General features: G+C 64.6%; 15 protein-coding genes. 12 read left to right on the forward strand and 3 right to left on the reverse strand.

What is annotated here, in order from left to right:
• Positions 1-94 precede the first annotated feature (94 nt).
• Positions 95-2,053 carry an ATP-dependent DNA helicase RecQ gene (locus tag RBB39_RS08695; RefSeq protein ID WP_306169025.1) on the forward strand — a complete coding sequence of 653 codons (1,959 nt, stop codon included), beginning with the start codon at positions 95-97 and terminating at the stop codon, positions 2,051-2,053.
• Positions 2,054-2,166: 113 nt separating this feature from the next.
• Here the strand turns inward: RBB39_RS08695 and RBB39_RS08700 are convergent, their stop codons facing one another.
• Positions 2,167-3,729, reverse strand: coding sequence for a sigma-54-dependent transcriptional regulator (locus RBB39_RS08700; RefSeq protein WP_045994019.1), 1,563 nt, complete (start codon positions 3,727-3,729; stop codon positions 2,167-2,169).
• 284 nt (positions 3,730-4,013) lie between these two features.
• Here RBB39_RS08700 and phhA point away from each other — a divergent pair, with 284 nt between their 5' ends.
• From phhA to RBB39_RS08715, 3 genes are read left to right on the forward strand one after another with little or no spacing between them, the layout of a single operon-like run.
• Complete coding sequence (gene phhA / locus RBB39_RS08705) at positions 4,014-4,925, forward strand: phenylalanine 4-monooxygenase (RefSeq protein WP_306169026.1); 912 nt, start codon at positions 4,014-4,016, stop codon at positions 4,923-4,925.
• 38 nt (positions 4,926-4,963) lie between these two features.
• Positions 4,964-5,314 (forward strand): 4a-hydroxytetrahydrobiopterin dehydratase, encoded by a 351-nt coding sequence (locus tag RBB39_RS08710; protein ID WP_045994020.1) that lies wholly within the window; start codon positions 4,964-4,966, stop codon positions 5,312-5,314.
• Position 5,315: 1 nt separating this feature from the next.
• On the forward strand, positions 5,316-6,506 hold the full coding sequence (locus tag RBB39_RS08715) for an amino acid aminotransferase (protein ID WP_108133056.1): 1,191 nt from the start codon (positions 5,316-5,318) through the stop codon (positions 6,504-6,506).
• Positions 6,507-6,844: 338 nt separating this feature from the next.
• On the opposite strand, the gene narL is transcribed toward RBB39_RS08715, so the two are convergent.
• Together narL and RBB39_RS08725 are read right to left on the reverse strand one after the other, a co-directional pair.
• Positions 6,845-7,489, reverse strand: a complete 645-nt coding sequence (gene narL, locus RBB39_RS08720) for a two-component system response regulator NarL (RefSeq protein ID WP_045994022.1) — start codon at positions 7,487-7,489, stop codon at positions 6,845-6,847.
• Positions 7,490-7,581: 92 nt separating this feature from the next.
• Positions 7,582-9,381: a histidine kinase gene (locus RBB39_RS08725; protein ID WP_306169027.1), complete on the reverse strand. Its 1,800-nt coding sequence runs from the start codon at positions 9,379-9,381 to the stop codon at positions 7,582-7,584.
• Positions 9,382-9,672: 291 nt separating this feature from the next.
• On the opposite strand from RBB39_RS08725, the gene RBB39_RS08730 reads away from it, so the two are divergent.
• From RBB39_RS08730 to glp, 8 genes are all read left to right on the forward strand, one after another.
• Positions 9,673-12,384, forward strand: a complete 2,712-nt coding sequence (locus tag RBB39_RS08730) for an MFS transporter (protein WP_045994024.1) — start codon at positions 9,673-9,675, stop codon at positions 12,382-12,384.
• 82 nt (positions 12,385-12,466) lie between these two features.
• Positions 12,467-16,234 carry a nitrate reductase subunit alpha gene (locus RBB39_RS08735; RefSeq protein ID WP_222568865.1) on the forward strand — a complete coding sequence of 1,256 codons (3,768 nt, stop codon included), beginning with the start codon at positions 12,467-12,469 and terminating at the stop codon, positions 16,232-16,234.
• On the forward strand, positions 16,231-17,787 hold the full coding sequence (gene narH, locus RBB39_RS08740; protein WP_108133051.1) for a nitrate reductase subunit beta: 1,557 nt from the start codon (positions 16,231-16,233) through the stop codon (positions 17,785-17,787). The genes RBB39_RS08735 and narH overlap by 4 nt, the downstream gene beginning before the upstream one ends.
• Complete coding sequence (gene narJ / locus RBB39_RS08745; protein WP_306169028.1) at positions 17,780-18,535, forward strand: nitrate reductase molybdenum cofactor assembly chaperone; 756 nt, start codon at positions 17,780-17,782, stop codon at positions 18,533-18,535. Before narH ends, narJ begins: the two co-directional genes overlap by 8 nt.
• Positions 18,532-19,209 carry a respiratory nitrate reductase subunit gamma gene (narI, locus tag RBB39_RS08750; RefSeq protein WP_306169029.1) on the forward strand — a complete coding sequence of 226 codons (678 nt, stop codon included), beginning with the start codon at positions 18,532-18,534 and terminating at the stop codon, positions 19,207-19,209. The genes narJ and narI overlap by 4 nt, the downstream gene beginning before the upstream one ends.
• Positions 19,210-19,220: 11 nt before the next feature.
• The gene (locus tag RBB39_RS08755) at positions 19,221-20,036 is read left to right on the forward strand and encodes a peptidylprolyl isomerase (protein ID WP_045994029.1); all 816 of its coding nucleotides are present in this window, start codon (positions 19,221-19,223) and stop codon (positions 20,034-20,036) included.
• A 315-nt stretch (positions 20,037-20,351) separates the two neighbouring features.
• Complete coding sequence (gene moaB, locus RBB39_RS08760; RefSeq protein WP_045994430.1) at positions 20,352-20,963, forward strand: molybdenum cofactor biosynthesis protein B; 612 nt, start codon at positions 20,352-20,354, stop codon at positions 20,961-20,963.
• Positions 20,960-22,222, forward strand: a complete 1,263-nt coding sequence (glp, locus tag RBB39_RS08765; RefSeq protein ID WP_052704489.1) for a gephyrin-like molybdotransferase Glp — start codon at positions 20,960-20,962, stop codon at positions 22,220-22,222. The genes moaB and glp overlap by 4 nt, the downstream gene beginning before the upstream one ends.
• Position 22,223: the final 1 nt, after the last annotated feature.

Consider the following 22,223-nt stretch of genomic DNA (forward strand, 5'->3'; position numbering starts at 1 on the left):
AGCTGGCACGTCGTCGCTTCATGCCGGTGACTGTTTTGGGTACCCTTGCCCCCGATCCTGCCGCTGTCACAGGGCCCGCCATCAGGGAGCCAGCATGTCCACCACCATCGACCAGACCCTCGAGAACGTCTTCGGCCACCGCCACTTCAGGCCAGGACAGCGGGAGACCATCAACGCCATCGCAGAAGGCCGCAGCGCAGCGGCGATCTTCCCGACCGGCTCGGGCAAGTCGCTGTGCTATCAGCTGCCGGCATTGCACCTGCCCTACCTCACCCTGGTGGTATCCCCTCTACTGGCGCTGATGCAGGACCAGCTGGCGACGCTGACCTCGCGCGGTATCGCCGCCGCCAGCATCGATTCGAGTCAGGATCGCGATCAGGCTCGGGAGGTCATGGCAGCGGCCCGCAACGGCCAGCTCAAGGTCCTGATGGTATCGGTCGAGCGCCTGCGCAATGAACGCTTTCGCGCCTTTCTGCGCGACGTGCGGGTCTCCTTGATGGTGATCGACGAGGCCCACTGCCTGTCGGAATGGGGACATAACTTTCGCCCGGACTACCAGAAACTGCCCGACTATCGCCGGGAGTTCAGCATCGACCAGGTGCTGCTGCTGACCGCCACCGCCACGCCCAAGGTCATCGATGACATGCGTCGAGGCTTCGATATCGCGCCTGACGATGTCATCACCACCGGCTTCTACCGCGCCAATCTGGACCTTGCCGTCTCCCCGCTGCCCGCCGACAACAGGGCTCGCCATCTGGCCAGTTGGCTGGCGCCAAGACTCGGCAACGGCGGCACCATCGTCTACGTCACCCTGCAGCAAAGCGCCGAGCGCCTGGCGGCCTACCTCAAGGCCGCCGGGCTCGAGGTCGCCGCCTACCACGCCGGGCTCGACAGTGAGACCCGCCAGCGACTGCAGGCGGACTTCATGAGCGGACGCCTGCCCGGCATCGTCGCCACCATTGCCTTCGGCATGGGCATCGACAAGGCCGATATTCGCCAGGTGGTGCACTTCGACCTGCCCAAGTCCATCGAGAACTACAGCCAGGAGATCGGACGCGCCGGGCGCGACGGCAAGCCGTCGGAGTGCCTGATGCTGGCCGGACGTGAACACCTGCCAGTGCTCGAGAACTTTATCCATGGTGACGTACCACCGCTGTCGGGCATCGAGGCGGTATTGACCGACCTGGCGGATGCCTCCGATAGCTGGGAGCTGTCGCTCAACGCCCTGTCACGCCTCTCGGACATCCGCGAGCTGCCGCTGAAGACGCTGCTGGTCAAGCTGGAACTGGCCGGCGTGGTGCGCGCCAGCCACAGCTACTTCGCCGAGTATCGCTTCAGCCTGGCGATCGAACCCGACGCCCTGCTCGCCCGCTTCCCCGGTGAGCGCGGCGCCTTTCTCGGCGCACTGCTCGATGCCTCGCACAAGGCCCGTACCTGGTATCGGCTGGACTTCGAACGCCTCGACCAGCTGGGCCAGGAACGCGGCCTCGACACCTCCCGCCCGCGGGTGCTCAAGGCGCTCGACTACCTGGCGGAACAGGGGCTGATGCGCCTGGAAAGCAAGCAGATGACCGAGGTCTACCACAAACTCGCGGCCGTGGATCCCGGACGGCTGGCCCCCGAGCTGCATCAGCAGTTCGTCGAGCGCGCGGGGGTCGAACTCGAGCGACTCGACGCCATGCTGGCGCTGTTCGAGGCCGACGACTGCATCAGCGCGCGACTCGCCGACTGGTTCGGTGACCCCAATGCCCCCCGACGCTGTGGCCACTGTTCGGCCTGTCGCGGCGAGACCGCCAGCCTGCCGCCCGCCCCGACTCCGGCGCTCCCGGACGAGGGCGAACTGCGAGCCTGGCTAACGGGCCTGGCCCAGGCACTGGAAAGTGTCGAGCCAGGCAAGCCACTGGACCTTGAGCTTGCTACCCGCTTCCTGTGCGGCGTCATCAGCCCGCGCCTGAGCCAGGCCAAGGCGCGACGCCTGCCGGGATTCGCCAGCCAGGAAAGCGCCCGCTATACCGACGTCAGGCAGGCCCTCGCACCACTATTCGAAGGCTAGCCTTGCGACCGCGAGCTATTCGACCGCCAGCTATTCGACCGCGAGCAGTGGGCCTCGATGCCCCGTCGGTGCCTCGAGCCCCCTCAGTCTCACTTTCACTCTCACACTCACCGTCAGCCTTCGCTGCCGGTGATGCCATACCGATTCAGCTTGTTGGCGATGGTGGTGTGGGATACGCCAAGGCGGCGTGCCAACTGGCGACTGGACGGATGCTGGGGGTACAGCGAGGCCAATACGCGCCGCTCAACCTCGCCCAGGATGTCGTTGAGCGAGCCGTCCAGGTCGATACCGGCAAGACCCGCCGGCGCCCCCGAGGCCGGCAGCCGCAGATGGGCCGGCTCGATGAGCCCGGTCTCGCACAGCGACACCGCCTGGAACAGCACGTTCTCGAGTTGCCGCACATTGCCGGGCCAGTGATAGCTGGCCATGCGCGCCAGTGCCGCGGGGGAAAGCGCAGGCAGCGCGCAGCCGATCTGGCGCGCGGCTCGGTCGACAAAGTGCCCGGCCAGGGCCTCGATGCCATCCAGGCAATCCCTCAGCGGCGGAACGCTCAACGACAGCACGTTGAGGCGATGATAGAGGTCCTGACGAAACAGCCCCTGGCCGCACAGGGCCAGCAGATCCTGCTGGGTGGCACAGATCACCCGCACGTCCAGGTAGGTCTCGTCATCGGCGCCGACCCGGCGAAAGCCACCGTCCTGCAGAAAGCGCAACAGCTTGGCCTGCAGCCGCGGACTCATTTCGCCGACCTCATCGAGGAAGATGGTGCCACCGGCGGTCAGCTCCAGCAGACCCAGCTTGCCCTCGGGGCGAGCGCCATCGAAGGCGCCCGGGGCATAGCCAAACAGTTCGGTCTCGGCCATGGACTCCGGCAGGCCGGCGCAGTTCAGCGCCATGAACGGCGCCTGACCGCGCTGGCTGGCCAGGTGACAGGCCCGCGCCAGCACCTCCTTGCCGGTGCCGGTCTCACCAAAGATCAACAGCGGCGCGTCCAGCGGCGCCATGCGCCGCGCCTCGTGGATCAGGGAGGCGAGTCGGGGGCTGGCCGCGAACATCGCCTCGAAGCCGCGCATCTCCTGGCGCTGCACCTGATAGATACGCTCGCCGATACGATCGGCGCTATGCAGCGTGACCACAGCCCCGGCCAGCGAGGCCACGTCGTCGTGGTGTTCGCGATGCAGCGGCGCGATATCGGCCAGGTAGGTGGCGTCCTTGAGCCGGATCCTGAGGCCATTGACCCGAGCATTGTTGCGACGAATCACTTCCGGCAGGTCGAGCTCCGGCAGGTAGCGATTCAGCGACAGCCCGGGCACCTCGTCGACGCGCACGCCGAGCAACTGGCTCGCCGCCCGGTTGGCCGCCACCAGGTGCCCCTCCATGTCGATGGACATCACCGGGTCGGAGAGTGACGACAGCAGCGCCTCCAGCTCGAGCTGGTGGCGCTCGCTGGGCATCAGGCTGACCCGGCGCACCCCGAATACGCCGGACACCTGCTCGAGGCTGGGCTTCAGCGTCGCCAGCTGGGCGTGCAACAGTTGCGGCACGTGCAGATAGATGGCGTTGCCGTGCTCGCCGCCCACCTCGCCCCGGGCCACGTTCACCCCATAGTCGGCCAGCAGGGCCACTATGTCGCGAAGGATGCCGACACGATTCTGGCAGTGAACTCTCAGGCGCATGAAGGGAATGGCTCCGCAAAAGGGTCACACCATCTGAAGTTTCCGTCAGGCTGGTCTGACTCGTATGTCAAGATTTCGTTACAGCCTATCGAAGACAGAGGAGCGCGTCCTGCATCTTTGGTCGATAGACACCATCCCGAGCGCCTTGCGTAAAGATTTTGTTACAGAAAAAGCCGACAACATGGCACCTGTCCCCCGAATGCGTGGCTGCGGGAGGAAAGCCCCCATGCCTAGACTCGACTCAGTCTCGATACCACAACAGTCGACAATCGCCGGGAGACACCATGCACGCACCTTCTTCGTCCACCCCGTCCACCAAGGGCACCGCCTATCAGGCCCGTGAGCCTGATGCCGACGGCATCATCCATTGGAGCGAGGTCGAGAACCGAACCTGGCAGACGCTGATGGAGCGCCAGCTGACGTTGATCGAAGGGCGCGTATGCCAGCAGTATCTGGACGGCCTCGAGCGCCTCGGCCTGCCCAGCGATCGTATTCCGCAACTGGGCGACGTCGATCGGGTCCTCGAGCAGGCCACCGGCTGGCAGACCGCCCAGGTACCGGCGCTGATTCCCTTCGACACCTTCTTTCAACTGCTGGCCAACCGTCGTTTTCCCGTGGCGACCTTCATCCGTACCCCCGAGGAGCTGGACTACCTCAAGGAACCGGACATCTTCCACGAGATCTTCGGCCACTGCCCGATGCTGACCAACGAGGCCTTCGCCGAGTTCACCGCCACCTACGGCCGCATCGGCCTTGCCGCCGAACCCAAGGACCGGGTCTACCTGGCCAGGCTCTACTGGATGACCGTGGAATTCGGCCTGGTAGACACCCCGCAAGGCCGGCGCATCTATGGCGGCGGTATCATCTCCTCGCCCAAGGAGACCCTGCACGCCCTGTCCGATACCCCTGAACATGCGCCCTTCGACGCCCTCGACGCCCTGCGCACCCCCTATCGCATCGACATCCTGCAGCCTCTTTACTACGTTCTGGACAGCCTCGACAGGCTTCAGGAACTGTCCCGGCGCGACCTGATGGCACTGGTGGAGGAAGCCAAGGCGCTGGGACTGTTCGAACCGCGCTTTCCGCCCAAGCCCAATTCAACGACCAAGCCCAAGCCAACGCCCGGCGAGACCGGCGAGAACGGCCCCATCGCCCACGACGGTGCCGACAACGACCGACGCAGCGAACACGCCTGAACATCCACATTCGCTCACCGACACCACCAGGAGACAGCATGAACGACACCACCCAGACCCTCACCGAGCAGTCCTGCGAAGCCTGCAGCTGGGACGCCCCCCACGCCACCGAGGACGAGATCGAACAGTGGCACGCGCAGATCCCCGAGTGGCGGATCGTCGAGCGCGATGGCATCATGCAACTGGAGCGGAGCTACAAGTTCCGCAACTTTCGGCAGGCCCTTGCCTTTACCAACAGCGTCGGCGAGATCGCCGAGGAAGCCGGCCATCACCCGGCCCTGTTGACCGAGTGGGGCAAGGTCACCGTGACCTGGTGGTCCCACGAGATGAAGGGCCTGCACAAGAACGATTTCATCCTAGCGGCCAGAACCGACGAGGTAGCAAGCTAAAATGTTCGAGAAGATTGAGCGGGTTCCCGGGGATGCCATCCTCGGGCTCATCGAGGCCTTCAAGAAGGACACCAATCCCCAGAAGGTCGATCTTGGCGTCGGCGTCTACCGCGATGCAAAGGGCAACACTCCGGTGATGCGTGCGGTCAAGGAGGCCGAAGCCCTGCTGCTCAACAACGAGACCACCAAGACATACATCGGCTCACACGGCGCCGCCCAGTACGGTGCCGTGGTGCTGCCGATGGTGCTGGGCCAGGACTCCCCCGTGCTCGAGGCCGGCCGCGCCAGCGTTACCCAGTCCCCCGGTGGTACCGGCGCCCTGCGCCTGGCGGCGGACTTCGTCGCGACCCAACTGCCTGGCAAGGGCATATGGGTCAGCGACCCGACCTGGCCGAACCACCACGGCATCTTCACCGCCGCCGGCATCGAACTGCACAAGTATCCCTACGTCGACGCCGACAACCGTCTCGACTTCGACGGCATGCTGGAAGCCCTCAAGCAGATCCCCCAGGGCGACGTGGTGGTGCTGCACGCCTGCTGCCACAACCCCACCGGCTTCGACCTGAACCACCAGCAGTGGCAACAGGTGCTTGAAGTGATCCAGCAGCGCGACCTGCTGCCGCTGGTCGACTTCGCCTACCAGGGCTTCGCCGAGGGCCTCGACGAGGACGCCTACGCCGTTCGCCTGCTGGCCGAGAATCTCGACAACGTGCTGATCACCAGCTCCTGCTCGAAGAACTTCGGCATCTACAACGAGCGTACCGGCGCCCTGATCGTGGTGGCGAAGAACAGCGAGGAGATGGAGAACGTCCGCTCGCAGATCGCCATCGTCGCCCGTGAGAACTACTCCAACCCGCCGGCCCACGGCGGCAGCATCGTGGCGGAGATCCTCAACTCGGCGGAACTCGCCGCGGTGTGGCGCGAGGAACTCACCGAAATGCGCGATCGCATCAACACCCTGCGTCGTGACTTCGTCGAGGCCTTGAAGCCCTACGGGCTGGACCAGAAGTACGCCCACATCGCCGAGCAGCGTGGCATGTTCTCCTACACCGGCCTGACGCCGGAACAGGTGGACCGCCTGCGCGACGAGTACGGCATCTACATGGTGCGCTCGGGCCGCGCCAACGTCGCCGGCTTCTCCCAGGAGAACCTGCCGTACCTGGCCAAGGCGGTGGCCGCCGTCAACGACTGACGCCCTGCCAGCGGGCTGTGCCAGCCAGTAAACGACGCCCGGGCCTGTCCCGGGCGTTGTCGTATCCGGACGAACTTCCCGGCGCCACCGAGCGCAACCACCATTCCTGCAAGCCTGTTTCTGCGAGCCCTGGGCTCTGTCCGAAAAGCCGACGAGCGTAGGCAGGTTTCGCAAAAGCCCTAGGCGCAGTCCGAAAAGTCGACGAGCGAAGGTTAGACAAGGCAAAAATCGGTGAGAAAGCGCAGTTTACGGGGTGTAAATGAGCATTTTGACCGGGCTGGCGCACCAGACGATTTTTAACGCCGTATTACCGAGCGCAGGCACTTTTCAGACAAGCCCTAGCCCAGGCCATGCTTGGTGGCCCACACCGCTGCTTCCACCCGTGAGCGAAGATCCAGCTTCTTGAACAGATGCTTGACGTGGACCTTGACGGTGCCCTCGGCGATGTCCAGCTCACGGGCGATCATCTTGTTGGACAGGCCGCGAGCCAGGGTCCGCAGGATGTCCCTCTCTCGAGCGGTCAGGCACGACATGCCGTCGTCGCCCCCTGCCGGCAGCTCGCCCTTGACCACGCTGGCCAGCAGCGACGCCATCTGTGGCCCCAGCACCACCTGACCCTGGGCCGCCTCGCGAATCAACCGCAGCACCTCCTCGGGGTCCATGTCCTTGAGCAGATAGCCATCGGCGCCTTCCTTGAGCGCGCGCACCACGTCATCGTCGGAGTCGGACACGGTCAGGATCACGATGCGGCTCTTGACCCGGGCGTCACGCATGCGCCTGAGCACCTCGATGCCGTCGATGGGCTGCATGTTGAGGTCGAGCAGGATCAGGTTGGGTTGCAGATCGACGGCCTTGCGCACCGCCTCGGCACCATCCGAGGCTTCACCGACCACCACCAGGCTAGGATCCATGTCCACCAGTTGACGCACCCCACGCCGGAACAGGGGGTGATCGTCCACGATCATCAATCGAAGCATGCTCATAGTGCTATCTCCAGAGTGGTTTCACCCGACCCGCTGCCGGGCAACACGTTCAGCAGGCCACGTCGTCGCGACCTCGCGCCCGTGAAAGCCCATCACTCGGACGCCACAGGTAACTGCGCCAACAAACGCGGCAGAAAGCGGACGGTCACCACGGTGCCGCAGGGCTTGATGCCTCTGACCGTGAGCTTTCCACTCAGGCTTCGTGCCCGCTCTTCCATGATCGCCATCCCGTGGGACATGGAAGGATCCGATTGCGGTCCGATGCCTACACCGTCGTCCGTGACCGAAAGTTGATAGTGCCCCGTGTCGTCGACGGCGAGGCTGATGGTGCAGTGCCGAGCACGTGCATGGCGGGCCACGTTGGACAGCGACTCGCGCACGATCTGCAGCACATGAATTTCCTCATTGGGGGTCAGCGACAGCCCGCTCCACTGGCCTTTCAGGGTCAGCTCGAAGTCGCCCCGCTTGGAGTACTCCAGCACCGTTTCCTCCAACGCCGCTTCCAGACCCGACTCATGGATGCGCAGACGAAAGGTGTTGAGCAGCTCCCTGAGCTGGCGGTAGGACGAATTGAGACCGTGCCGGAGTTCCGCGACCACCTGCGCCACCTGCTCGTGGCGTTGCTGATCGAGCTGCATCTGTAGACGGGTGACCTGGATCTTCAGGTAGGACAGCGACTGCGCCAGCGAGTCGTGAAGCTCTCGCGCAATCACCGCGCGCTCATCCATCAGCGCCAGACGACGCTGTTCGTCGGCTTTCTCGGACAGCGACAAGGCCGCGGCAATCAGCCCGGCCACCGTCTCCACCAGCTCGATCTTCCACTGGGCCAGCATATGGCCGGGAGGCTGATGGACACGCAACTCGCCAAAATCCCGACCCGCTTCGCGCACCCTGACCGCGTATTCATTGCCGTTGGCATACAGTCCTGAGACTGCCTTGTCTGATATTTCACACCCGCGCGATGGTTCCTGAACGAAAGCGCTTTCCGCGCCGGGGCGAGAGCTGAGTCTGACAATATCCTTGCCATTGCCTCCCATGGACAGGCGCAGCTCGAAGGGGCCTTCGTCGGTCACCGCTTCCAGCTGGCGCAGCACTTCCTCGAGCTCTTCCCGGGTCAGCGGAGTGACCCCATTGAGACGCCGCGCGGTCAAATAAAGCATGCGCAACGCATCATTGCTGCGCTTCAGTTCATGGGTCTTCGCCGCGACACGCTTTTCCAGCTGACCGTACATTTCCGACAGGCTGGCATTCATCTTGTTGATTGTTCTGGATAACAAGCCTAACTCGTCGTTACCCCGGTAGATGGTTCTCCCCGAAAAGTCACCGACCATAACACCATTCACAACGCGAATAAGGTCACGAAATGGCGGCATGACACCGCAGACTATTCGATAGACAACCATCACCATAAAGATCACGAGAACGGCGAGTGATGCCCCCTGAAAAACCTCAAGAAATACGACCTTTGACTCGGCGTATTCTTGAAGCCTTCCCACCAGAATATCGACCTTGTCGACGAACTCGGCGACCTTGTCATCCAGCCGAAAGACGTCACCACCTTCGAAATCCACCGTGTTGGGACGCAGGGTTTCGTGCCAGCACTCCACCACCCTGTCGTAGGCCTCTCTGAGCGGATCATCGGCGTCCACCGGAATCAGCGCGATGATCGCCCCGGCAGCCAGCGTGGCCTCCATCTGTTCGTGCTGCCAGCGTCGCCTGGGGTGATCCGCCGGCAGCAACTCCGACGTCGCCAGCAGTCGATAGGCCTGCATTCGCAGCGAGCCCGCCTGGTTGATGGCGTCGGCATAACCTCCCGCGCTCTTTGCGATGACGATGGAGCCCAGCAGGCTGACCAGGGCCAGACAGGATATCGCCGCCATGGCGACCAGCATGCGCAGCATCAGTGATCGGCGCAGGTAAAAGGCGCCGTTCATCTACTACACCTTCCCTTTTTGACCCAGATCAAGGGTTTCATCATCTAGAAATTTCCGGAATGTCGCATCCATCTGAGAGGGCAGATAATACGTGACGAACACCTCAAAAACACCCGGATACCTCCATGGAGGTAATTAAGCAAATGCGCTGGATATAGCACGCAATTCTCTTGACCACAATCAAGTGCCATACAGATACATTGTAGCAAGGTTTAGGGGCCGAACCGGCACCCCTAAAGAGGAAAGCACATGCTCCAACATGACACCGTACCCCGGCGTCAGCAGAACAGAGCGCTAGGCCTATCCACACTCGCCTTCACTCTCTGCTTCGCCGTCTGGACCCTGTTCTCGATTCTCGGTATCCAGATCAAGGAGGACTTCGCGCTCTCCGACACCCAACTTGGCCTGCTGATGGCCACTCCCGTGCTGACGGGTTCGATCAGCCGACTCTTTCTCGGTGTACTGACTGACCGCTTCGGGGGCCGCTGGGTCTTCGGTCTGCTCATGCTGGTCACCGCTACCTGTGTCTACCTGCTGACCTTCGCCAACAGCTACGTGATGCTGCTGGTCGGCGCACTGGGTATCGGCCTTGCCGGTGGCTCCTTCATCGTCGGCGTGGCCTACACCTCGGCCTGGTTCGAGAAGGAACGCCAGGGTACGGCGCTGGGCATCTTCGGGGCCGGTAACGTCGGTGCCGCCGTCACCAACTTCGGCGCGCCCTTCCTGCTGATGGCAATGGGCTGGAAAAGCACCGCCCTGGTCTACGCCACCATCATGGCGATCATGGGCGTGGCCTTCATCCTGCTGGCCAAGGAAGACCCCCAGAATCAGTCGCGCAATGCCGTGCGCCTGCCGCTGTCCGAGCAGTTCGCGCCCCTGGCCGACCTGCGCGTGTGGCGCTTCTCGCTCTACTACTTCTTCGTCTTCGGTGGCTTCGTCGCCCTCGCCCTTTGGCTGCCCCACTACCTGATCGAGGTCTACGGCCTGAGCCTCTCCGCGGCGGGTATCGTGGCGGCGCTGTACACCATCCCGGCCTCGCTGTTCCGTATTCTCGGCGGCTGGATGTCCGACCGCTACGGCGCCCGTCGCGTGATGTACTGGACCTTCCTGGCCTCGGTCATCTGCACCTTCCTGCTGAGCTATCCGCCCACCCAGTACGTCGTCGATGGCGTCCGTGGTCCGGTCGAGTTCACCTTCGCCATGCCGCTGGTCGGCTTCATCCTGTTGACCATGGTGCTGGGCTTCTTCATGTCGCTGGGCAAGGCCGCCGTGTACAAGCACATCCCGGTCTACTATCCCAAGAGCGTCGGCCTGGTCGGTGGCGCCGTCGGCATGGTCGGTGGCCTGGGTGGCTTCTTCCTGCCGCTGACCTTCGGCATGCTCAATGATGTCATCGGCATCTGGCAGAGCTGCTTCATGCTGATGTTCGTCGTGGTTGCCGCAGCGCTCATGTGGATGCACTTCGCCATCCGCAAGGCCGAGCGTATCGAGGCCCGCGATCGCTGCGAGTCCACCGACCTGCCCGAGCTGTCCACCCCGAGCCGTTTCGTGCTCGAGGACTGGCGCCCCGAGGACGAGTCCTTCTGGCAGTCCACCGGTCGCAAGATCGCCACGCGTAACCTGTGGATCTCCATCCCCTGTCTGCTGCTGGCCTTCTGCATCTGGATGGTGTGGTCCATGGTCGTGGCCAAGCTGCCCCAGGTAGGCTTCGAGTACACCCCGAACCAGCTGTTCTGGCTGGCGGCCCTGCCGGGGCTTTCCGGTGCCACCCTGCGGATCTTCTACAGCTTTACCGTGCCGATCTTCGGCGGCCGTCGCTTCACCGCGATTTCCACCGCCTCGCTGCTGCTGCCTGCTCTGTGGATCGGCTTCGCCGTCCAGAATCCCGAAACGCCCTACCTGGTGATGGCGATCATCGCCCTGCTGTGTGGCTTCGGCGGCGGCAACTTTGCGTCCTCCATGGCCAACATCGCCTTCTTCTATCCCAAGCGTGAGAAGGGCAAGGCCCTGGCCATGAACGCCGGTCTCGGCAACCTCGGCGTGTCGGTGATGCAGTTCCTGGTGCCCGTAGTGATCTCCACCGGCAGCTTCGTGATGTTCACCGGCAGTGGCCAACCGATGTCCGACACTGATCTGCTGTGGCTGCAGAACGCCGGCTTCGTGTGGGTGCCGTTCATCGTCATCGCCACCGTCGCCGCCTGGTTCGGCATGAACGACATCGCCAGCGCCAAGTCCTCCTTCAAGGAGCAGTCGGTCATCTTCAAGCGCAAGCACAACTGGCTGATGTGCATCCTCTATACCGGCACCTTTGGCAGCTTCATCGGCTTCTCCGCCGGCTTCCCGCTGTTGACCAAGACCCAGTTCCCGGCCATCGATGCCCTCCAGTACGCCTTCCTCGGCCCGTTCGTCGGCGCCCTGAGTCGTGCCTGGACCGGTGGACTGGCCGACCGCTTCGGTGGTGCCCGGGTCACCTTCTGGACCTTCCTGACCATGATCGGCGGCGTTATCGGCGTGCTGTTCTTCCTGATGAACAAGGACATGTCGATCGCCTTCTACGGCTTCTTCGCCTCCTTCATGCTGCTGTTCTTCGCCACCGGCGTCGGCAATGCCAGCACCTTCCAGATGATCCCGTCGATCTTCCGCAAGGAAGTGCCGCGGCTGATGCCGAACCTGACCGCCGCCGAGCAGCTGGTCCACGCCGAGCGCGAATCCGCTGCCACCATCGGCTTCACCTCGGCCATCGCCGCCTACGGCGCCTTCCTGATTCCGAAGTCCTTCGGTACCTCGATCTCGCTGACCGGCGGCGCCGAAGCAGCGCTGATCGGCTTCATCGTGTTCTACGTGTTCTGCACCGCCCTGACCTGGTTCTACTACAGCCGCAAGGGCGCGGAGATCGAACTGAACCTGGATGCGGGTCCCACCCGCAAGCCAAGCGCCGGTGCGGCCCAGGCCCAGCACTGACGTTCCCGTCAAGACCGTGACATATAAGTCCGCAAGGACCGCCTAGCCAGGCCCCCTTCGGGGGGCCTTTGAGGAGACCTCCATGAGTCATTTTCTCGATCGCCTGAGATACCTGACCAAACGTCCTCCGGAATTCGCCAACGGACACGGCGAAACCCGCGAAGAGACACGTGACTGGGAAGACGGCTATCGCGCCCGCTGGCAGCACGACAAGATCGTGCGCTCCACCCACGGGGTGAACTGCACCGGCTCGTGCAGCTGGAAGATCTACGTCAAGAATGGCCTGGTCACCTGGGAAACCCAGCAGACCGACTATCCGCGTACCCGCGCCGATCTGCCCAACCACGAGCCCCGCGGTTGCCCCCGTGGCGCCAGCTACTCCTGGTACCTGTACAGTGCCAACCGCCTCAAGTACCCGCTGATTCGCCAGGAGCTGGTCAGCCTGTGGCGACGCGCGCTGGACAAGCACGCCGACCCGGTGGATGCCTGGGCCTCCATCGTCGAGGACCCGGTCCTGGCCAATCAGTACAAGCGTGCCCGCGGCATGGGCGGCTTCGTCCGCGCCGACTGGGACGAGGCGCAGACCCTGATCGCGGCGGCCAACGTCTACACCGCCAAGACCTACGGTCCCGACCGCATCATCGGCTTCTCGCCGATCCCCGCCATGTCGATGGTCTCCTACGCCGCCGGCGCCCGCTACCTGTCGCTGATCGGCGGAGTCTGCCTGTCGTTCTATGACTGGTACTGCGACCTGCCGCCGGCCTCCCCCCAGACCTGGGGCGAGCAGACCGACGTGCCGGAATCCGCCGACTGGTACAACTCCGGCTACATCATCGCCTGGGGTTCCAACGTGCCGCAGACACGTACCCCGGACGCCCACTTCTTCACCGAGGTGCGCTACAAGGGCACCAAGACGGTGTCGATCACCCCGGACTACGCCGAGGTCTCGAAGCTCACCGACGAATGGCTGTCCGCCAAGCAGGGCACCGACGCCGCCCTGGCCATGGCCATGGGCCACGTCATCCTCAAGGAATTCCACCTCGCCTCGCCCAGCGTCTACTTCACCGACTACGTCAAGCGCTACACCGACATGCCCTTCCTGGTGGCCCTCGAGCCCCGCGAGGACGGCACCTACGCCCCGGGCAAGCAGCTGCGTGCGGCCGACTTCGACGCCTCGCTCGGCCAGGAAAACAACCCCGAGTGGAAAACCGTCGCCTGGGACGAGACCCGTGACCAGCTGGTGGTGCCGCGCGGTTCCATTGGCTTCCGCTGGGGCGAGAACGGCGACGACGAAAAGGGCAAGTGGAGCCTTGAGTCACTGGACGCCGACGGCCAGGAGATCGACCTGCGACTGTCGCTGGCCGACGCCCACGACAGCGTCGCCAAGGTGGCCTTCCCCTATTTCGGTGGCATCGCCCACGAGCACTTCGACCACGTCGAAGGCAACGAGGTGCTGCACCACTGCCTGCCGGCCAAGAAGCTGACCCTGGCCGATGGCAAGGAAGTGCTGGCGGTCACCGTGTTCGACCTGATGTGCGCCAACTACGGTATCGACCGTGGCCTCGGCGGCGAAGGCGAGGACGACGGCGCCACCGCACTGGACCAGCTGCGTCCCTACACCCCGGCGTGGCAGGAAAAGATCACCGGCGTGCCCGCCAACCAGTGTATCCGCATCGCCCGCGAGTTCGCCCACAACGCCGACAAGACCCAGGGTCGGTCCATGATCATCGTCGGTGCCGGGATGAACCACTGGTACCACATGGACATGAACTACCGTGGCCTGATCAACATGCTGGTGCTATGCGGCTGTATCGGTCAGTCCGGCGGCGGCTGGTCCCACTACGTGGGCCAGGAAAAGCTGCGTCCCCAGACCGGCTGGACTCCGCTGGCCTTCGGCCTGGACTGGCAGCGTCCGCCGCGCCACATGAACGGCACCTCGTTCTTCTACAACCACTCGAGCCAGTGGCGCTACGAGAAGCTCGAGGTCAAGGAACTGCTGTCGCCGCTGGCCAAGGCCGACAAGTACGACGGCAGCCTGATCGACTTCAACGTGCGCGCCGAGCGCATGGGCTGGCTGCCGTCGGCGCCGCAGCTCGGGGTCAACCCGCTGCGCCTGGCAGGCCCCGCCAGTGAGGCCGGCATGTCCACCGCCGACTACGTGGTCAGCCAGCTCAAGCAGGGCCGTCTTGGCTTCGCCGCCGAGGACCCGGACAACCCCCAGAACTTCCCGCGCAACATGTTCGTGTGGCGCTCCAACCTGCTGGGCTCCTCGGGCAAGGGTCACGAGTACATGCTCAAGTACCTGCTGGGCACCCGCCATGGGCTGCAGGGCAAGGACCTGGGCGAATCCGGCGGCGCCATGCCCCGGGAAGTTACCTGGCACGACGAGGCCCCCGAGGGCAAGGTGGATCTGTTCACCACCCTGGACTTCCGCATGTCGACCACCTGCCTGTACTCCGACGTGGTGCTGCCCACCGCGACCTGGTACGAGAAGGACGATCTCAACACCTCGGACATGCACCCCTTCATCCACCCGCTGACCGCCGCCACCGATCCGGCCTGGGAAGCGCGCAGCGACTGGGACATCTACAAGGGCATCGCCAAGAGATTCTCCCAGGTCTGCCCCGGCCACCTGGGCGAGGAAACCGACCTGGTCACCCTGCCGCTGCAGCATGACAGCCCCGGCGAGCTGGCCCAGCCCGAAGTGCTCGACTGGAAGCGCGGCGAGTGCGAGCCGATCCCCGGCAAGACCATGCCGAGCCTGATCGAGGTCAAGCGCAACTACCCCGAGACCTACGAGCGCTTCACCTCGGTGGGTCCGCTGCTAGAGAGCATCGGCAACGGTGGCAAGGGCATCGGCTGGAACACCGACAAGGAAGTCGAGCTGTTGCGTGGCCTCAACCACGTCAAGCTCGAGGGTCCGGCCAAGGGTCAGCCCAGACTCGAAAGCGCCATCGACGCCGCCGAGATGATCCTGGCGCTGGCACCGGAGACCAACGGTCAGGTGGCGGTGAAGGCCTGGGACGCGCTGTCGAAGATCACCGGACGCGACCACACCCACCTGGCGATTCCCAAGGAAGAGGAGAAGATCCGCTTCCGCGACGTGGTGGCCCAGCCGCGCAAGATCATCTCCAGCCCGACCTGGTCTGGCCTGGAGGACGAGCACGTGTCCTACAACGCCGGCTACACCAACGTCCACGAGCTGATTCCCTGGCGTACCGTCAGCGGCCGCCAGCAGTTCTACCAGGATCACGCCTGGATGCGTGACTTCGGCGAGAGCCTGCTGGTCTACCGTCCGCCCATCGACACCAAGGCCACCAAGGCCATGGCGATGCCGCGGCCCAACGGTAACCCGGAGATCGCGCTGAACTGGATCACCCCGCACCAGAAGTGGGGCATCCACTCCACCTACTCCGACAACCTGTTGATGCTGACCCTGTCGCGTGGCGGCCCCATCGTCTGGCTGTCCGAGGAGGACGCGGTCGCCATCGGTGTCGAGGACAACGACTGGATCGAGCTGTACAACGCCAACGGCGCCATCGCCGCCCGCGCGGTGGTCAGTCAGCGGGTCAAGACCGGCATGGCGATGATGTACCACGCCCAGGAGCGCATCGTGAACGTGCCCGGCTCCGAGGTCACCGGTACCCGCGGCGGTATCCATAACTCTGTCACCCGCGTCTGCCCCAAGCCGACCCACATGATCGGCGGCTACGGACAGCTCTCCTACGGCTTCAACTACTACGGCACCGTCGGCTCCAACCGCGATGAGTTCGTCATGGTGCGCAAGATGAAGCACGTCAACTGGTTGGACGGCGAAGGACAGGACAGCGCCCAGGAGGCAGTGAAATGAAGATCCGTTCCCAAGTGGGCATGGTGCTCAACCTCGACAAGTGCATCGGCTGTCACACCTGTTCGGTGACCTGCAAGAACGTCTGGACCAGTCGTGAAGGCGTCGAGTACGCCTGGTTCAACAACGTCGAGACCAAGCCGGGCATCGGCTATCCCAAGGAGTGGGAGAACCAGGCGCGCTGGAAAGGCGGCTGGCTGAGGCGCGAGGACGGCACCATCGAGCCGCGCATCGGCGGCAAGTGGCGGGTGCTGGCGAACATCTTCGCCAACCCCGACCTGCCGGAGATCGACGACTACTACGAGCCGTTCACCTTCGACTACCAGCACCTGCACCAGGCCAAGAAGGGCCGCCACCAGCCAGTGGCGCGCCCCCGTTCGCTGATCTCCGGTCAGCGCATGGAGAAGATCGAGTGGGGCCCGAACTGGGAAGAGATTCTCGGCACCGAGTTCGCCAAGCGCCGCAAGGACGCCAACTTCGACAAGATCCAGGCGGACATCTACGGCCAGTTCGAAAACACCTTCATGATGTACCTGCCGCGCCTGTGCGAGCACTGCCTCAACCCGGCCTGTGTGGCCAGCTGCCCGAGCGGTGCGATCTACAAGCGTGAAGAGGATGGCATCGTCCTGATCGACCAGGACAAGTGCCGCGGCTGGCGGATGTGCGTGTCCGGCTGTCCGTACAAGAAGATCTACTACAACTGGAAGTCCGGCAAGTCCGAGAAGTGCATCTTCTGCTACCCGCGTATCGAGTCGGGCCAGCCGACGGTGTGCTCCGAAACCTGCGTCGGTCGCATCCGCTACCTTGGCGTGCTGCTCTACGACGCCGATCGCATCGAAGAGGTTGCCGCCTCCCAGGACGAGCGCGACCTGTACAAGCGCCAGTGCGAGATCTTCCTCGACCCCAATGATCCCGAGGTCATCGCCCAGGCCAAGCGTGACGGCATCGATGACAACGTGATCAAGGCGGCCCAGGAGTCCCCGGTCTACAAGATGGCCATGGACTGGCAGCTGGCGCTGCCGCTGCACCCGGAGTACCGCACCCTGCCGATGGTCTGGTACGTGCCGCCGCTGTCGCCGATCCAGTCGGCGGTGGACGGTGGCCACGTGGAAACCGACGGCGTGCTGCCCAAGGTCGAATCACTGCGCATCCCGGTGAAGTACCTGGCCAACATGCTCACCGCCGGGGACGAGGCGCCGGTGGTTCGCGCGCTCAAGCGCATGATGGCGATGCGCGAGTACATGCGTGGCAAGCACGTGGACGGTGAATTGCGCCACGACGTGCTCGACGAGGTCGAGCTGAGCGAGGCCCAGGTCGAGGAGATGTACCGCTACCTGGCCATCGCCAACTACGAGGACCGCTTCGTCATCCCGACCAGCCACCGCGAGCAGGCCCGCGAGGCCTTCCCGGAGCGTGGCGGCTGCGGCTTCACCTTCGGCAACGGCTGCCAGGGTGGCAGCGACAAGACCAGCCTGTTCGGCGGACGCAAGCAGACCACCACCCTGGTCAACGTCGAGCAGTACGACCCCAGCCATCCGGAGGTCGAGCATGACTAATCCACTCGCCCAGGGTCTGCGCGCCCTGGCCCGGCTGCTCGACTATCCCGACCGGGAACTGATCGAGGGGCTTGCCGAGGTCAAGGCGGCGATCGCCGCCATGCCACTGCCGGGGGGAGCCCCCCGGCAGGCACTGCTCGACTGGTGTGATCGCCTGGCGGATGCCCGTCTGCTGGACGTCCAGGCGGCCTACGTCGCCCAGTTCGATCGTGGCCGCGCCACCTCGCTTCTGCTGTTCGAGCACGTCTATGGCGAGTCCCGCGACCGTGGCCAGGCGATGGTCGACCTGCTCGGCGAGTACGAGGACGCCGGCTTTGCCCTCGACAGCCGCGAGCTGCCCGACCACCTGCCACTGCTGCTGGAGTTCCTCTCCACCCGCGAGGGTGACGAGGTGGCTCGCTGGATCGGTGACGTCAGCCATATCCTGGCGCTCATCACCGCCCGCCTGGAGGCCAAGCAGTGCGACCAGGCGCTGGTGACCCTGACCCTGCTGTCGCTGATCGGCGCCGAGGATCAGGTGGACCTCCACCGCGAAGCGGTCAAGGAAGAACCGGCCGACAACACCCCTGCCGCCCTCGACGCCGTGTGGGAGGAGGAGGCCGTGCGTTTCTCGGCCGAATCCGACCAGGACTGCGCGCTGACCTCCGCCGAGGGCAAGCGCCTCGCCGAACGTCGGGGCAGTATCCAGCCCGACACCGTTCGCCTCCCCGATGCCATGCCCTCTCGACCCACTGGAGGTCTGTCATGAACTACCTGCACACCCTGCTGTTCGGCCTCTATCCCTACCTGGCGGGCAGCGTCTTTCTGATCGGTAGCCTGTTGCGCTTCGACCATGGCCAGTACACCTGGAAGACCGGCTCGAGCCAGATGCTGTCGTCCAGGCGCATGCGCCTGGCCAGTCCGCTGTTCCACGTCGGCATCCTGGTGATCTTCTTCGGTCACCTGGTCGGCCTGCTGACACCGCATTGGGTCTACGCCCCCTTCATCAGCGCCGGCACCAAGCAGGTGTTCGCCATCCTGGTCGGTGGCCTTGCCGGTATCGCCTGTCTGATCGGTGGCGCCATGCTGCTGCATCGCCGCTTCACCGACCCACGGGTCAAGGCGTCCTCCAGCTTCATGGACAACCTGATCATCGTGCTGCTGGTGGTTCAGGTCACCCTGGGCCTGCTGACCATTCCCGCCGCCCTGCATCACCTGGACGGCGGCGTGATGATCAAGCTCGCCGAATGGGCACAGGCCATCGTCTTCTTCCGGGGCGGCGCCGCCACCCACCTCGAAGGCATTGGCTTTATCTACCACCTGCACATTCTGGTCGGTCTGACCATCGTGCTGGTGTTCCCGTTCACTCGCCTGGTTCACGCCTGGAGCGCTCCCCTGGGTTACCTGGGGCGTCGCTACCAGATCGTCCGGCGCCGTGCCTGAGGAGGCATGTCATGCAAACCATCCCCGTGGAAACCCTGCCGCACACAACGGTTCCCAGCATTCGTGTTGGTGACAGCGTGATCGGCGAGGAAGCCATCGCCGGGGAGATGCAGTTCCATCCGTCAACGGATCGCGAGGCCGCCGCCAAGGCGGCGGCCCGCGCCCTGGTCATCCAGGAACTCTTGCGCCAGCGCGCCGAGATCCTGGGCATCGAGACAGGCTCGTTGCACGAGCCCGACGAGCGTGCGATCGCCGTGATGCTGGATCAGGAACTGCAAGTCCCCCCGCCCGATGAAGAGGCCTGCGTACGCTTTCACGCGGCTCACCCCGAACGCTTCTGCGAGCCCACCCGTCTCAAGGTCCGGCATATCCTGCTGGCGGCGGCCCCCGACGACCTGAACGCCCGCGACGAGCAGTTCAAGAAGGCCGAAGGGCTGATCGACACCCTCAAGCAGCATCCCAAACGCTTCGATGAAATGGCGCAGCGGTTTTCGCAGTGCCCGTCGAAGGACGAAGGCGGGAGCCTTGGCTGGGTCAGCCGCGGTCAGACCGTCAGCGAGCTCGACCGCGCGCTGGAACCCCTGCCCGAAGGCCTGCACGAGCGTCCGCTGCCGTCACGCTACGGTTGGCACGTGGTCGTCATCGACGCCCGTCTGGAGCGCCAGCCACTGCCCTACGCCGAGGTCAAGGACAGGGTCGCCCACGAGCTGACCGAACAGGCCACCCGCGTCGCCCTGCGCCACTACCTGCTGGCGCTGGAAAGCGAGATCGGCGTCGAGGGTTTCACCCTGGCCGACGATGACGTCGACGGCCCCCTGATGCGCTGACGAGGGCGCTGCAAGGTCGCCACCAAGGGCGTTGAAAGAGCACAGACAGAGCGCCGATCAGGCGCCACTAGGCGCTGTCCGAAAAGTCGACGAGCGAAGGTTAGACAAGGCAAAAATCGGTGAGAAAGCGCAGTTTACGGGGTGTAAATGAGCATTTTAATCCGATTTTTAACGCCGTATTACCGAGCGCAGGCACTTTTCAGACAAGCCCTAGCGAATGACGCGTGCGACTCCCCCTTCCCTCCCACCTGACACCCCCGCCAGACCTCAGGGTCCGGCGGGCTCCCTTCACGTTCTCTCCACCGGAGTCCTTGCATGTCTCATACGTCCACGTGCGCCGTGTTCACCCCGCTGGATATCGCCATCCTCACCGTGTCCGATACCCGTGGCCTGGACGAAGACGGCAGCGGCAACCTGCTGGCAGACCGGTTAGCCGGCACCGGACACCGCCTGACCGAGCGCGCCCTGGTCCCCGACGACATCTATCGCATTCGCGCCCAGGTCAGCGCCTGGGTGATCCGTTCCGACATCCAGGTGGTGCTGGTCAACGGCGGCACCGGCTTTACCGCCCGGGACAACACACCGGAGGCACTGACGGTACTGTTCGACAAGGTCGTCGAAGGCTACGGCGAGCTGTTTCGTCTGCGTTCCTTCGAGGCCATCGGCACCTCCACCATCCAGTCCCGCGCCGTGGCCGGGGTGATCGATCGCACCCTGGTGTTCTCCATGCCCGGCTCGCCCAAGGCCTGCGCCATGGCCTGGGACGACATTCTTGCAGCCCAGCTCGACGCCCGCACCCGGCCCTGCAACTTCGTCGCCATGGTGGTGAAGGACAGCCAGCGCTGCAGCAGCCGCAGCGCGGATCACCACGTCGCTTCAGTCAACGGGATGACGGCTCGACACGAAGCCCTGGAGGTCACCCCATGAGCGAGACCTGCGGCTGTGACACACCGACCAGAAGCCACACCCTGGTCGATCCCTGGCAGGCCCGCGAGCAGGTCATCGCCTTGACCCGCCCACTGGAGGACACCGAGACGCTGAGAACGACCCACGCCCGTGGCCGCATCCTGGCCGCGCCGCTCAAGGCGCTGCACGACGTTCCCGGCATCGACAACAGCGCCATGGACGGCTACGCCCTGCGTCTGGCCGACCTCAAGCACCGGCTTGCCCTGCCCGTGGTGGCCCGGGTACCCGCCGGCGCCGCCCCGATCACCCTGCCCTTCGACGGCTGTGCGCGCATCTTCACCGGCGCACCGATTCCCCGCGGTGCCGACGTGGTGGTGCCCCAGGAACGGGTACGGATCGATGACGCCGGTCAGATCCACTTTCCCTCGGATTTACACCTGGGAGACCATATCCGGCGACGTGGCGAAGAGCTCACCCTGGGAGCGGCGCTGCTCGAGCCAGGTGAGCCCCTCGATGCCATCCGCCTGGCACTGCTGGCGGCCCAGGGCATCACCGAGGTGCCCTGCCGGCGTCGGGTGCGCGTCGCCGTCATCAGTACCGGCTCGGAGCTGGTCACGCCGGGCAAGCCGCTGGCCCCGGGCCAGATCTACAACTCGAACGCCGGCATGCTGCATGCCCTGCTGCAGGATCACAACGCCGAGCTTGTCGACCTTGGCATCATCAGCGACACCGCCACGGCACTCGAAGAAGCGCTGACCTTCGCCGCCCGCCAGGCCGATCTGATCGTCTGTACCGGCGGCGTCTCGGTGGGTGAGGAAGACCACGTCAGGCCCTGTCTCGAGCGCCTTGGCGGCATCTGCCTCAGCGGCGTAGCGATGAAGCCCGGCAAGCCCTTCACCCTGGGCTACATCGGCCAGTCCCCATCCACCGGTACCCCGCTGCTGGGACTTCCCGGCAACCCCACCGCTGCCCTGGTCGCCTGGCACCTGCTGGGCCTGGCGGTGCTGCATCGCCGACAGGGTCGAACCATCGCCCCGCTGGCGAGCTTTGCAGTACACGCAGGCTTCACCTACCGCGCCAACCGCACGCGCACCCAGTGGCTGCGCGTCCGCCTGGATCACAGCGACATTGCCCCGGTGGCCAGGATCGCCGGCGACCAGGGCTCCAATATGCTCAAGAGTGCAGCACAAGCCGACGGCTACCTACAGGTGCCCCCCGGCCAGCAGGTGGTGCCCGGCCAGCGCTATCCCTACCTGCCGCTAAGCCAGTTTGCCCGCTAGC

The sequence above is a fragment of the Halomonas sp. MMSF_3323 genome, from assembly GCF_030733595.1.
In the GTDB taxonomy this organism is placed as follows: domain Bacteria; phylum Pseudomonadota; class Gammaproteobacteria; order Pseudomonadales; family Halomonadaceae; genus Halomonas; species Halomonas litopenaei.

Bases quoted from the DNA above. Each gene is read 5' to 3' on its own strand.
- narI (WP_306169029.1), top strand. From the start codon at position 18,532: ATGAACTACCTGCACACCCTGCTGTTCGGCCTCTATCCCTACCTGGCG.
- narH (WP_108133051.1), top strand. From the start codon at position 16,231: ATGAAGATCCGTTCCCAAGTGGGCATGGTGCTCAACCTCGACAAGTGC.
- RBB39_RS08695 (WP_306169025.1), top strand. From the start codon at position 95: ATGTCCACCACCATCGACCAGACCCTCGAGAACGTCTTCGGCCACCGC.
- phhA (WP_306169026.1), top strand. From the start codon at position 4,014: ATGCACGCACCTTCTTCGTCCACCCCGTCCACCAAGGGCACCGCCTAT.
- RBB39_RS08725 (WP_306169027.1), bottom strand. From the start codon at position 9,381: ATGCTGGTCGCCATGGCGGCGATATCCTGTCTGGCCCTGGTCAGCCTG.
- narL (WP_045994022.1), bottom strand. From the start codon at position 7,489: ATGAGCATGCTTCGATTGATGATCGTGGACGATCACCCCCTGTTCCGG.
- moaB (WP_045994430.1), top strand. From the start codon at position 20,352: ATGTCTCATACGTCCACGTGCGCCGTGTTCACCCCGCTGGATATCGCC.
- RBB39_RS08755 (WP_045994029.1), top strand. From the start codon at position 19,221: ATGCAAACCATCCCCGTGGAAACCCTGCCGCACACAACGGTTCCCAGC.
- RBB39_RS08735 (WP_222568865.1), top strand. From the start codon at position 12,467: ATGAGTCATTTTCTCGATCGCCTGAGATACCTGACCAAACGTCCTCCG.
- glp (WP_052704489.1), top strand. From the start codon at position 20,960: ATGAGCGAGACCTGCGGCTGTGACACACCGACCAGAAGCCACACCCTG.
- RBB39_RS08730 (WP_045994024.1), top strand. From the start codon at position 9,673: ATGCTCCAACATGACACCGTACCCCGGCGTCAGCAGAACAGAGCGCTA.
- RBB39_RS08700 (WP_045994019.1), bottom strand. From the start codon at position 3,729: ATGCGCCTGAGAGTTCACTGCCAGAATCGTGTCGGCATCCTTCGCGAC.
- RBB39_RS08710 (WP_045994020.1), top strand. From the start codon at position 4,964: ATGAACGACACCACCCAGACCCTCACCGAGCAGTCCTGCGAAGCCTGC.
- RBB39_RS08715 (WP_108133056.1), top strand. From the start codon at position 5,316: ATGTTCGAGAAGATTGAGCGGGTTCCCGGGGATGCCATCCTCGGGCTC.
- narJ (WP_306169028.1), top strand. From the start codon at position 17,780: ATGACTAATCCACTCGCCCAGGGTCTGCGCGCCCTGGCCCGGCTGCTC.